Source organism: Blastocatellia bacterium, assembly GCA_035573895.1.
Lineage (GTDB): Bacteria > Acidobacteriota > Blastocatellia > HR10 > HR10 > DATLZR01.
This window is the reverse complement of sequence record DATLZR010000090.1, coordinates 1-13,295: the sequence shown is the minus strand read 5'-3', so window position 1 is coordinate 13,295 and position 13,295 is coordinate 1. Positions and strand designations below refer to the sequence as shown.

Here is a 13,295-nt window from a genome sequence, read left to right as displayed (position 1 = left end):
GGACGCTCCTGGTCTACGGGATGTATGACGTGCAACCGGTCGAGCCACTGGATGCATGGATCGCACCCCCTTTTGCTGCCGAGATTCGAGAAGGCCGACTCATCGCCCGGGGAGCCCATAATACCAAGGGACCACTCATGGCTTTTCTCCAGGGAGTTCGCTCCATCCTCGCCGTTGCCGCAGATGTGCCGGTCAACCTCCTCTTCCTCATCGAAGGGGAAGAGGAAATCGGCAGCCCTCATCTGCCCCTTTTCATCGAGCGCCACGCCGAGGAATTGAAGGCGGCGGAGGCCGTCTACTATCACATGCCGAAAGAACTCGCCCCCGGCCATCCCTGCGTCGTTCTCGGCTACAAGGGTATGGCGTTTCTCGAACTGGTGGTCGAAGGGCAACCCGCCGACGTTCATTCGGGTATGGCTCCGGTGGTGGAAAATCCCGCCTGGCGATTGATCGGAGCCCTTCAGTGCCTGCGCGATGCTCAGGGACGCATCCTCATCGAGGGATTCTACGACCGGGCGATACCGCCGGATGAGGACGACCAGCTCCTTCTCAACCAACTCAGCGATGTCTTCGGTCCGGAGACCCTCGGAGCCATGTACGGGATCACTCGCTTTCGATCCGATCTGAAGCGGGAGAATTTCGTCCGCGAGTTGATTTTTTCTCCCTCCGTCAATATTGCCGGATTGGTCGCTGGTTCCGTTGGTTCGGGAACCAGAACGATTATTCCGGCGCGAGCGCAGTGTAAAATAGATATTCGCCTGGTGCCGGAGATGACCGTTTCTGACATCGTCACGAAGGTTCGGCGACAGCTCGACCGGCACGGATACGAGGACGTGCAACTTCGGGTGCTCAGCGGATATGGAGCGGCGAAGACATCCGTCCGTACGCCGGTGGCTCAAGCGGCCCTTCGCGCCTTACGCGAACTGGGGACGACCCCTCGAGCGGTTCCCCTCTGGCCAGCGTCCGCTCCTCAAGTGGTATTCAACGGACCGCCACTCGGTCTGCCGGTCGTTATCTCCGGTCTCGGTCGCGGTGGACTCATGCACGCGCCCAACGAGTACTTTGAGGTCGAGGGACTCCGCGACTGCGAAAAATCCGCCGTGGCCTTTCTCTATGCCTTCGCGGAAAGCTAGAAGGTGGGGGCGAGACGGGCTCTCATTTCTGACCGCGCCGGGAGCAGTGGGTTCTCGCAGGAGGTGTCTGCGCTCTCTCAAAGCCGAAAAGGGACTCCGCCCGCGCAAGAGCTTTTCCCGGGCGCCAGCGCTGCCGCCCGAAACCGATACTATCCGGTCCACGAGCAGGCGGCAGAGACGGGGCGACGCCTCCGCAGAAATCGGCCATGTCCTCGCGCACGCCACGAAGAGGGAAAATGCGTTCGCCAACGGATGGAAAGGGCGAACTCATGAGTGGTCTGCTGGAACCTCTCCATCCGCCGGGAGATTGTTTCGAGGGAATCACCCATGGGCCGACGCACACCACGAAGGTTGAAAAACCTGGGAGCGCCCGCTTCCAGTGGGCCTGACTTTCGGTGCTAAGACGCAGGTCGGGGACGTGCGCTCCAGAGTATTTCCGAGGGAGGGAAAGAAGATGAGGAAACAAACACGCGTTCGCTGTCTGGGATTGCTTTCGGCCATGCTGCTGCCGTCGGTCGTCATCTGCATGCAGACGGCGCAACCGACCAAACGGGCCATGACCTTCATGGACATTGTCACGATGCGATCGGTCGGAGCGCATGCGCTCTCTCCTGATGGGCGCTCGATGGTTTATGTGCTGACGGTTCCCGATTGGAAGGCGGGGAAGAACTTCACCGATCTCTATCTCGTTTCCACATCTGGAGGGCCGTCGCGTCAGATGACCTTCACCAGGGACAAAAACGAGACCTCTCCGGCCTGGGCGCGGGATGGATCGTTCTTCGCCTTTCTTTCGGACCGCGACGGACGCAATCAGATCTATTTCCTGAGGCCGGATGGCGGCGAAGCTCGACGGGTGACCGAGGAGAAAGAGGGCGTCGTGTCGTTCGCGTTCAGTCGGGATGGGAAGTGGCTGGCCTATCTCGCTGGCCGAGAGGACGAGCGGCAACTGTGGCTTTTGCCGGCGCGGTTTGATGCCGAAGGCCCCATCCCCTTGACCAAACATGCCACCGGTGTCGTCTCCTGGCAGTGGAGCCCCGACAGCCAGACGATCTATTTCACTTCTCCCGACCGGAGGGACCCGCTCGACCGCGAACGACGGGAGAAGAAGTTCGATGTGCGGATCGTTGATGCCCCGCGACCCCCGCTTCACCTCTGGAGCATCGCCATTGAGTCGAAGCAAGAGAAGCGGCTCACGTCAGGAGAGGACTATACGGTCGCCTCCTTCGTCATCTCGAAAGATCATCGGACGATCGCCTTTCGGGGCGCGTCAACGAATCGGTATGCCACCGGAGAAGAAGCAGAAGTCTATCTTCTCGATATTGCCAGCGGCCAGGTCACTCGGGTGACGAACAATCGCGTGAGCGAAGCGATGCTCAGCTTCTCTCCCGACAGTCGCGTCCTCGCTTTCGTCGCCCCTGATGAATTCACCTACATGCGCAACCAGCGGATTTACGTCACGCCCGTATCGGGAGGATCGGTCAAGAAAATCGCCACCGATTTCGATGGCGATACGACGATCAGTTTCTGGAGCGACGACGGTCGGACGATCTACTTCACCGAAGGGGTGGGCGTCACGATGAATCTCTATGCCATTTCGCTGGAGACCGGTCGCGTCACGGCTGTGACGAAAGAGGCGGGGGTCGTCCAATCGGTCTCGCGCGATGATGATAGCGGGTTACTCATCCTCACTTTCACCGATCCGCAGAGCCCGCCGGATCTCTATGCCGCGACGCTGGCGACGGTGGGATCTCGTGCGCGGTGGGTGCGGTTGACCAACGCCAATCCTCAGATCGGGGAGATCGCCCTCGGCCAGTACGAGACGATCCGCTGGAAGAGCACCGATGGGACGATGGTCGAAGGAATTCTCATCAAACCCATCGGTTACGAGAGGGGGAAACGATACCCGCTGATCGTTCAGATTCACGGTGGACCGGCGGCTGCGGTGATGAACTCCTTTTCCGGCAGCTACGGCACCTACGTTCATATCTACGCCGCCAACGGCTATGCCGTCTTCCAGCCCAATTACCGCGGATCGAGTAACTACGGCGAGAAGTTCAAGATGGAAATCGCCGGGGATTATTTCCGTCAGGGATACGAGGACATCATGAGCGGCGTGGATTACCTCATCGCTCAGGGCATCGCCGATCCCGACCGATTGGGAATGATGGGCTGGAGTGCCGGAGGTCACTGGTCCAACTGGACGCTCGTATCAACCGATCGCTTCAAAGCGATTTCCAGTGGGGCGGGCGCCGTCAACTGGATCTCGATGTATGCTCAGACGGATGTTCAGGTGCCGCGGGAGTTTTACTTCAAGGGTACGCCCTACACCAACTGGGATCACTATGTGGCGGTATCGCCCCTGCGCTATATCACGCGGGCCAAGACGCCGACATTGATTCACGTCGGTTCGGATGACCCGCGCGTGCCGCGCCCGCAAAGCGAGGAACTGCACATGGCGCTGAAAAAGCTCGGCGTTCCCACGGAGTTCATCATCTATCCCAACATGCCCCACAGTCTGACCGAGCCCCGCTACCAGATGGTGAAAATGGTCGCCGAATTCAACTGGTTCGAGAAATGGATCAAAGGCAAAGAAGGCTGGTTTGACTGGAAGATGCTGCTGGATACTCTCACCGAGACGCCCGAACGATGAGCCCGCATCTCACTCGGAGAAGGCCGGCCTCGAGAGAAAGGAGCGAGTGCGATGAGACGAAGAGGACATCGTTTGTGCTGCTGCGCGATTCTCCTCCTGGGACTGCATTCGTCCTTTTCGATCAATGCCTCAGGATGGGGACGGGCGGCGGACCGTCTTCTCTTTTCCCGGCGCGTCAGCGGTGCGTTGCCGGTAGAGGTCACGCAGAATCAGCCGAGAAGTGGTGAAACGTCAGAGACTCCCCGGCCCGACCTGCGCTGGTGGGGTCGGGTGGACGGTCGCGATTTGCTCCGCATTCGCCGCGGGCAGGTCTGGGTCGTTCACGAAGAAGGATTCCCCATCGTGGAGACGGGATTTCGCCTGGAGCGACCGCTGCCGACCGAACCGGTGACGGTCACCGTCCGCAAAATTCGAGGTCGCGGGACAGTGGAGGTGATCGAGCAGCCCACACGCGAGAACAATTTCACCGCCACCATTCGCATCGAGGATAAAAAGAGCGGCTCCGATCGCTATGAACTGGAGGTCTGGTGGGAGAAGCCTGACTGAGTGCACCATCGGCTGATTAATGTACGCGGCCGATGGACAAGAACAGTCACATCCTACCCGGCGTCAGACCCCAGGACAGAGAGCTTAAGCTGTCGTCTCAGCCTCTCGACCTCCTGGACAAGCACGCACGGGGAATCCGAAGCAGCACCGACGTCTCAGCAGAAGCCAGGAATCATCCCAAAATCTTTTTTCAAAGTAATGGAGACACAGGCTCAACCAAAGCAGCAAGGATGGGGGCCGATCGTCCAGAGCCAATGACCGGAGGGAGGAAATTCTACCGTCCCCACTGGTTGCGCTCCTTGATCCATCGGCGTCCACACCGTCGGCGCTTCCGAAAGTATTGGGGGTAGCGCCCGAGCTGGCGCAGCGGGGCGGCAAGAATCGGTTGCCTCCCTCGCGCAAGGGCGCAGACACTGTTGCTGTCATCACCGATCCCCGGCTGGAGCTTGGCCTCGCTTGCGAGCTGCGCGAAGGCGCCCAGTGGCGCGCGTCGGGTCGAGCCCGTGACCTCCGGCAAGCAAGCCTTCTCCAGCTGCACTGCCAGCCGACTCCCCACGCCATCGGTCAAGATCATAAGCCGTATTCCCCTGCCAACGTGACTCTTCGCCACCGGCGATCCCCTTGCTTGGAGGGACCGTCCCCCGTTGAAGCCCTTATCGAGAGCGCAGCGCGTGGTGGTCAGCAAGTGGGTTCAGAGACGCCCGCCCGAGATCAACCCGGAGGCCACCTCCAGTCCGTTCTTTGAGCTGCCGATGGACAGTCCTCGTGGAAGCCATGTGGCGGAGGCAGTTCGCTTCAGGGCGCTCTCGTCCACAAAAATCCGGAGGTTCGCCGGCCGTCCACGTCAAGTTACTTCCTCCCTCATACCTCTCCCCCATTCAGGGACGATCTCTAATTTCGCCTCACTAATTCAGGACACACTCCGGCAATGGCCGATAGAGCGCCTGTACATCCACCCGGGGATTTTCACCAGCGACGACAAGCCATACCGCCTGTGCTTCAATGAGCAAATACAAATCTGACTCAAGGTCACCGACTCACTCATCAGGACACCGCAAATTATCCAATCCCGTTATGGACATGCTTGACAGAGACGAGCGGGCTAATTGCTTCTCTCATTTTTCGAGAACAATTGCTGAACGGGGCCTATCGCTCATTCGACTGATTGAGAAAAAGCGACAGGCTGGAAGGCGAAAGTGGTGCAGACTTTCGAGTCTGCGGGAACATGCGCTGGCTGAAAAAGCTATGCCACAACGCCGGCACCACAACGAGGCCAAAGTAGCGCAAACTTTCCAGTCTGCGAAAGATGCTCAGGCTGGAAAGCCTGCGTCACAAAGCGAAGCGATCAAATGTCCCTGACTCAATGCTATGGAATAATCTCCCAGGTGGACTGATAAATCTCCAGTTGTTCGCGGGTATAGGCGTCGAGCGAACGTTCCCGCTTCGGTGATGTCAGTTTCTTGGGCGTTCCCCACAGTTCGGTCGAGAAATAGCGCTCGCCGGTATCGGCGATGAGGGTGACGATGCGTTTGATCTCCGGGTGATGCTGCGCCAGTTTCACCGCTGCGGCGACGTTGGCCCCTGACGAGAGGCCACAGAAAATCCCTTCCTCGCGGGCGAGCCGCCGGGCCATGTCAACAGCGTCCTGGGAACTGATGACGATGACGCCGTTGAGCAGGCTCAGGTCGAGATCGCGCGGGATGAATCCATCGCTGACCCCCTCGATGCGATGCACTCCCCATTGTCCACGCGACAGCAAAGGGCACTCCGCCGGCTCAGCCGCGTAGATTTTGATCTTGTGACTCTTGCGGCGGAGATAACGTCCGATGCCGGTGAGGGAACCGCCGCTTCCGACCGTCACCACAAACGCATCAAGTTGCCCTCCCACCTGCTCCCAAATCTCCGGTCCCGTTGTTTTGAAGTGGGCTTCAATGTTATCGGGATTGTCAAACTGTCCCGGCACCCAGAACTGATCAGGATTCTGGCGGCGAATCTCGTCGAGTTTCTGGAGGGCCTGGTCCACATCGGATTCTCCTCCCGGCGTAAAGACCAATTCCGCTCCCAGCGCTCGAATCATTTTCTTTCGTTCTTCGCTCATGCCTTCGGGCATTACGATGATGCAGGGGTACCCCTTCAGGGCGGCCACCAGCGCACAGGAGATTCCGGCATTGCCGGTGGAACATTCCAAAATCGTCATGCCCGGTCGCAACTCCCCGCGCTTCTCCGCCCGGCTGATCATGAAAGCATAAATCCGATCCTTCAAACTACTGGTGGGGCTGAGAAACTCCAGTTTGACGAAGATTTCCGTCCGCCGGCCCTGCGTGATCCGGTTGAGCCGGACAAGCGGCGTCAGCCCGATAGCTTCCAGGATAGTCCGAGCGTACTTTCGGTTCCGATCCCACTTAATCATGATCGTTGTTCCTCCCTCGGAATTGCGAGGGGATTATGGCCGGAGAATACACCCGGCGCAAGCACAAACGGGGGGAGGACTCCAAACAATACCGTTGACATTTGCTGGGAGTTGTAATAAAAGGTGGGTCTAATGATCGGTGCGATCACGTGAGGGTATCCGTAGCGAATGTGTGGCATCTTTGGCATCTACAATCATGAGGAAGCTGCTCGGCTGACCTATTTTGGGCTCTACGCGCTTCAACATCGAGGACAGGAATCGGGGGGAATTGCCGTCGCGACCGGACAGCAGATGACGGTCGTGCGAGGCATGGGTTATGTGAGTGAGATTTTCACCGAAGAAACGTTCGCCTCACTCAGCGGCCGAAGCGCCATCGGTCACGTTCGTTACTCGACGGCCGGCGACGTGAGCCTGCGGGAAGCGCAACCGATGCTGGTGGGGTATCACGCCGGCCAGATCGCCGTTTGCCACAACGGGAACATGCCACGAGCACTGCGGCTGCGGCGCCTGCTCCAAAAGGAGGGGGCCATCTTCCAATCCACCAGCGATACTGAAGTCGTGCTGCATCTGATTGCCCGCTCGCGCAAGCCTCAACTGGTTGAGGCCATCATCGAGGCCCTCACGACGCTCGATGGAGCCTACTCGATGCTCTTTGCCACGCCCTCCTGTTTGATTGCCGTGCGCGATCCTCACGGGTTTCGCCCGCTGCTTCTCGGACAGCTCGACGGCTCGGTGGTGTTTGCCTCTGAAAGTTGTGCCTTCGATCTCATCGGCGCGACGCTCATCCGCGATGTCGAGCCGGGCGAAATGATCGTCGTTGATGAAGGGGGGATGACGTCCCTTTTCCCCTTCCCGCGTCGGCGGCCGACACAATGCATCTTCGAGCACGTCTACTTCTCCCGGCCCGATAGCATCATTTTTGGACGGCCGGTGAGCCAATCGCGGTATCAACTGGGTCGGCTCCTGGCCCGCGAGCATCCCGCCGAGGCGGACGTCGTCGTTCCGGTCCCCGATTCGGGCGTCGCGGCGGCCATCGGCTATGCCAGCGAATCCGGCATCCCGTTTGTCTTCGGCCTCGTCAGAAATCACTATGTCGGGCGAACATTCATCGAACCGCGCGCCACGATCCGCAATCTGTGGGTGAAGGTCAAGCTCAATCCCGTCCGCGAGCTGCTCGACGGACGCCGCGTCGTTCTGGTGGATGATTCGATTGTGCGGGGAACGACCTGTCGCGAAATCGTTCAGATGGTCCGCTCGGCCGGTGCCCGTGAAGTTCATCTGCGCATCAGTTGCCCTCCGACGCTCTCGCCCTGTTACTACGGCATTGACACGCCCAAAAAAGAAGAGTTGATCGCCGCTCGAATGTCGGTCGAGGAGATTCGCCGGTTCGTCGGAGCCGACAGTCTCGGCTATCTCAGCTACCGGTCGCTGCTCGAAGCCTGCGGTGATCCGGAGGACACGCGCTATTGCACGGCCTGTTACACCGGTTCTTATCCGACAGACGTTGATCCCGCCTACGAGCCTCGAGCGTATGCGAGCCTCTAAAGGGGAAGATCACCGGGGAGGAGCACGGGCAGAGGTGACCGCTATGCCCCATCCACGTTCATCCGTGATCGGTCGCGGACTCGAAAACCCGCCCGACACCGGCGTGCATCGCACCGGGCGGTGAAGGAGTTCCTATGATTGAGAGTTTGCTGCATCGAACTGTGACGAAACGCCCCGAGACCGTTCGCCTGAGCGGGCGGATCCTCTTTTTGACCGAAGATCCCGACCTGATCCGACGGCAACTCGCAGGAGAAGATCTTCAGTGGGATCCCTCGATCAAGCTCCGGGATGATATTTCCACCGATGAAATCACGCCGGCCCACATCTGTTTTTATTTCGATGAGACGCTCGGCGAGTTTCCCTACACGGGGCTGAAGGCGGGAGGCCAGCTCCCCATCGGGCGGGGAGACGTCAAGCGCGGCGGCTTCGTCGCCTCCGTTTCGGGCAAACGGCGAGGGAAAGGGAGCAGTCGGGAACAATCGCCGTTTGCCGAGATGTGCGCGGGAATCCGCGTCGTGGTGGCGGAAAATATTGAACGAATCTACAAACAAAACTGTCAAAATCTCGGCCTGCTGACGACGACTAACTTCGATCTGCTCACCTCGATTCGCTCCGGTCGGGAGATTCCCCTGAGCGCTTTCACCGAGGGAGAGGATGAAATCACCCGACAGATCATCGAATACGGGGGACTTTTTCCCTTCAACGTCGCGCGGCTCCAGGGGCGCGCCGTCGTTCCACCGATCACGACGCCTCCGCGACCGATGACCCTCGGCGAGAAAATCCTGGCGCGTCACCTGGTCGTGGATCTGGCCGAGAACCGAGTCGGGGTTCAAGCGGTGAAACCGGGCGATGCCGGATTCGTTCGCGCCGATCTCCGATTCAGCCACGAATACGTGACTCCGATGGCCGCCATTTTCTTTGAAAAATATGTCGGACCGGACCAACCGGTCGCCGATCCCCAGTCCATCCTGCTGTTCCGGGATCATCTGACGTTCCTCGACGATGTGATGCCGCCGGAGCGACGGGCGATGGGACTTCTTGATCTCGCCCTCCAGCTCAAGCTCAAGCAGGAAGCATTTGCCCGGCGACAGGGAATTCGGTATCACGGCGAACTCACCGACCGCAAAGGCTCCGAAGGCATCTGTCATAGCATCGTGCTCGAACGCTATGCCCTGCCCGGTCAGGTCATCGTGGGATCGGACTCGCACACACCCCATTCGGGAGCCATCGGCGCGATCGCCTTCGGCATCGGGACGACCGATCTCTTCAACTCCTGGATCACACGGGATGTCCGGGTGCGCGTCCCCGAATCGGTCAAGATCGTCATTCGCGGACGCAAGCCGGAGAACGTGACGGCGAAGGATTTCGTCCTGGCCATCCTGCATCTCGATTACGTCCGGAGCGGGAAAGCCATCGGCAAGATCATCGAGTATGCCGGTGAGGCCGTCGAGGCGCTTGACATTGATGAACGGGCCACGCTGACGAACATGGCGGCGGAGATCGGAGGATTCACCGGCATCGTCGCTCCCGATCAAAAGACCGTTGATTTCCTCGTGCAGCGGCGCGGCCTGTCACGAGCGGAAGCCGAACGACTCGTCGAGGGACTGGAAAGCGATCGGGAGGCCGAATACGCCGAGGTCATCGAACTCGATGCTTCGCAACTCCGACCGATGGTGGCGCTGCCCGGCGATCCGGGCAACGGTCTGTTTGTCTCCGAACTCGGCCATGAGGTGAAGATCACCATCGCCTATGGCGGCTCGTGTACCGCCGGGAAGAAAGAGGATATGGACATGTACGCGCGCGTTCTCGCCGAGGCGGTGAAACGCGGACGGCGCGTTCATCCCGATGTGCGATTCTACATTCAGTTTGGGTCGCAGGACGTGCGCGAGTATTGTCGGCAACGCGGCTATCTGGAGATCTTCCAGAAGGCCGGAGCCATTGTGATCGAACCGAGTTGCGGGGCCTGCATCAATGCCGGTCCGGGAGCGACCGTGCGTCCTGATGAAGTCGCCATCAGCGCGCAGAATCGAAACTTCCCCGGACGCAGCGGCCCCGGTCAGCTCTATCTGGCCAGTCCGCTGACGGTGGCGGCCTCGGCTCTCGCGGGCAAGATCGTCGAATATCTCCCCGAGAGGGAATGACGGCGCGCCCGCATCCCAAGGATTGTTCACCGAGCCCAGCTTGCTGTTTCCAAACGCCGAGGACTCTTTGGCCTCGATAACGAATCGGCTTCAGACCGATCCCTGGCTCGATGAAACGGGCAGTGTGAAGGTGTCGTCTCTGAGTGTCGGCAGGCGCATCGCCTACCGGTGACTGCCCCGATGGGAAAACTCACGCTTTCCCCCCGTAAAAGAACCGCTGACCCTTCCGTCTTTGAATTATCGCTCCCCTTCGAGTATGATTAGGCCGCTTTTCATCATTGCTCGGAAGCGGGAACCTGTCAAAGGGGGAGCAAGGGTCAGAGTGTCGAAGGCACTCTGATTGCAGGTCGGTCGCGGAGAGGGTACGCACGGGAACATGTCGGAGTTTGAAGCAGGGACGACGGTCGCCCATTATCAAATCACGGGGTTCATCGGGCGTGGCGGCATGGCCGAGGTCTACAAGGCCGTTGATCTGCGACTCGGACGAACGGTAGCGATCAAGTTTCTCTCATCCACGTTGGCGCGCGATCCGGTGGCCCGGCAGCGATTTCTTCGGGAAGCTCAAACTGCATCGAGTCTCTCTCATCCGAATATCTGCACCATCTACGAGGTGAACGAGCAGGATAATCGCCCCTACATCGTCATGGAGTATATCGAGGGAATCACGCTCAAGGAGATTCTCGATCGCGGTCCGTTGCCGGTGGAGACGGCTCTCGGTTTTGCTCTCGACATCACCGATGCGTTAGAAGCGGCTCACTCTCGGGGAATCATTCATCGAGACATCAAGCCGTCCAACATCATCATCAACGAGCGCGAGATGGCCGTGGTCCTCGATTTCGGGCTGGCGAAGCAACTGCCCCCGTTCTCCCCCTCAGAGGGAGGGGGTAGCGAGACGTCGGATTTGACGACGGGGGGCATGGTGATCGGCACGGCGCGCTACATGTCGCCCGAGCAAATTCACTGCGAACCGGTGGATGGACGGAGCGATCTGTTTTCTCTCGGCATTGTGCTTTACGAGATGCTCGCCGGGAAGACCCCGTTTGCAGGGGCCACGACGGTTGACACCTTGCATGCCATTCTCCACGATGAACCTCCGCCGCTCAGCCAGCAGCGATCGGACATAGACATTGAACTCGAACGCATTGTGAGGAAGGCTCTCCGCAAAGATCCCAACGACCGATTTCAATCGGCCGCCGAGATGAAGCAGGCGCTCATCGCTCTGGCCGAGCGAAAGGGCTTGAGCCTCAGCCGACTCCGCGCCTTCTCCGGCATGACGCGAATCACTCAGTGGACCCATTCGGACGTCCGCACCCGTCGCTTTCGGCAGTCCTGGCTGGCGGTGTCAGCGGTGAGCCTGCTTCTCGCCCTGGGTGGGATCCTCTGGTATCGCTCCCGGCAAGTGGAGAGACCGGCGATTGATCTTCAGTCGCTCGAACGGGTGACGCTTGTCAGTTGGAAAGGCGAACGGCGGGAGACGGCGTTTGAAAGTCGCGCCAAGTTCTCCCCCGATGGGAACTTCATCGTCTTTTCCTCGACCCGAGGAGGAGATCGGGATATCTGGGTCAAGCAGATCAGCGGGGGCGAGCCCATTCAGATCACGTCGGACCCGTGGCAAGACCTCTATCCGATATGGTCACCCGATGGACAATTCATCGCCTTTGTGTCCGATCGTGGCGGCCAACTGGGCATCTGGACGATTCCGGCTCTGGGGGGAACGCCGATGTTGGTGAAAGTCCTCGGACCGGCGCCCGGTTTGGTTCCCGATCTGAAACTGTGGTCGGCTAAAAGCAACGCCATCTATTTTGAGATGAGATTCAACCTGTTTGCCCTCTCGCTCGCTGACCGAGAGGTTCGCCAGATCACTTCCTTCAATCCCTCCACTGATCGGGCTCATGAATTCGGTCTCTCGCCCGATGAGGATCGCATCGTTTATGTGGATCAACGCAACGGGCAATCCGATCTCTGGATCTCCGACCTCAACGGACAGAATCCCCTTCAGATCACTCACGATGCGGCTGAAGATCGCAATCCCATCTGGCATCCAGATGGCCGACGGATCCTTTACAGCTCCTACCGTCACGGTTTGTTTCAGACGTGTCTGGTGACGGTGAACTCCTCCACTCCCCTCCAGGTGACATTGGGCGAAGGCGATAGTCTCGTTTCCGATGTATCCCGTGACGGCTCGCGGATTCTCACTTACGGATCGAAAGAGGAATCAGACTTGTGGCTGGTGACTGCTGATCGCCCCGATGAATCTCAGGTCACCACGGAAGTCGGCCTGGAACTCTGGCCCCATGTCTCTCCCGATGGCGAAAGCGTTGTCTTTCAGGCCAAGAAAGATCAGGGCGCGGGAGGGGACCTGACTCGATCGCAGATTATCATCCGGTCGCTCCGCCGTCCCGGGCAACAAATTGAGATTGCGACCGATGGATTTGATCCGCGCTGGTCACCCGATGGGACGCAGGTGGCGTTTCTCCGTCATTCGGCGGGAGCCGTGGATATCTGGCTCGTTCCCGCCGTCGGTGGCAACCCGCGTCCGGTGACGCAGGGGGGAATTAACCTCAGCGGTTTTTATGTCACGCCCTACAATCGGCGCATCGGGTCCGATTTCGCCTGGTCTCCCGACGGCCAGCAGATTGCCTACTGCTCGTCGGTTTCCGGCGCATCCAATCTCTGGACGGTGGTGGTGAGCAATGGCCAGAAGCGGCAGCTCTCTCATATCTCCAACACTCGTCAGCGGTGTTACGCGCCTCGGTGGTCTCCCGATGGCCAGCAGATCGCCTACGTCCGGAGCGACCAGGAGCTTTCCAGCAGCGGTGAGAGGTGGTGGGAGGTCTCGGTCGTTGATGTCGCAACGGCAGCGGAGCAGG

Annotated in this window: 9 protein-coding genes; 7 read left to right on the top strand and 2 right to left on the bottom strand. The window is 59.5% G+C overall.

What is annotated here, in order from left to right; all coding sequences use genetic code 11:
* From VNM72_08910 to VNM72_08895, 4 genes are all read left to right on the top strand, one after another.
* A partial coding sequence (locus tag VNM72_08910) for a M20/M25/M40 family metallo-hydrolase (protein ID HXF05523.1) occupies positions 1-1,133 on the top strand: 1,133 nt, incomplete at its 5' end.
* Between the two features lie 236 nt (positions 1,134-1,369).
* Positions 1,370-1,522: a hypothetical protein gene (locus VNM72_08905; protein ID HXF05522.1), complete on the top strand. Its 153-nt coding sequence runs from the start codon at positions 1,370-1,372 to the stop codon at positions 1,520-1,522.
* Between the two features lie 65 nt (positions 1,523-1,587).
* The gene (locus VNM72_08900; GenBank protein HXF05521.1) at positions 1,588-3,783 is read left to right on the top strand and encodes a S9 family peptidase; all 2,196 of its coding nucleotides are present in this window, start codon (positions 1,588-1,590) and stop codon (positions 3,781-3,783) included.
* Between the two features lie 51 nt (positions 3,784-3,834).
* Positions 3,835-4,329 (top strand): hypothetical protein, encoded by a 495-nt coding sequence (locus tag VNM72_08895; protein HXF05520.1) that lies wholly within the window; start codon positions 3,835-3,837, stop codon positions 4,327-4,329.
* 274 nt (positions 4,330-4,603) lie between these two features.
* Here VNM72_08895 and VNM72_08890 read toward each other — a convergent pair whose 3' ends face one another.
* Both VNM72_08890 and cysK read right to left on the bottom strand, forming a co-directional pair.
* Complete coding sequence (locus VNM72_08890) at positions 4,604-4,903, bottom strand: hypothetical protein (protein ID HXF05519.1); 300 nt, start codon at positions 4,901-4,903, stop codon at positions 4,604-4,606.
* A gap of 792 nt (positions 4,904-5,695) precedes the next feature.
* Positions 5,696-6,739 carry a cysteine synthase A gene (cysK, locus tag VNM72_08885; GenBank protein HXF05518.1) on the bottom strand — a complete coding sequence of 348 codons (1,044 nt, stop codon included), beginning with the start codon at positions 6,737-6,739 and terminating at the stop codon, positions 5,696-5,698.
* Between the two features lie 168 nt (positions 6,740-6,907).
* Between cysK and purF the strand changes: the two genes are divergently transcribed.
* From purF to VNM72_08870, 3 genes are all read left to right on the top strand, one after another.
* Complete coding sequence (purF, locus tag VNM72_08880) at positions 6,908-8,284, top strand: amidophosphoribosyltransferase (GenBank protein HXF05517.1); 1,377 nt, start codon at positions 6,908-6,910, stop codon at positions 8,282-8,284.
* A gap of 134 nt (positions 8,285-8,418) precedes the next feature.
* Positions 8,419-10,425 carry an aconitase family protein gene (locus VNM72_08875; protein HXF05516.1) on the top strand — a complete coding sequence of 669 codons (2,007 nt, stop codon included), beginning with the start codon at positions 8,419-8,421 and terminating at the stop codon, positions 10,423-10,425.
* A gap of 376 nt (positions 10,426-10,801) precedes the next feature.
* On the top strand, positions 10,802-13,295 hold a 2,494-nt coding region (locus VNM72_08870; GenBank protein HXF05515.1), incomplete at its 3' end, for a protein kinase.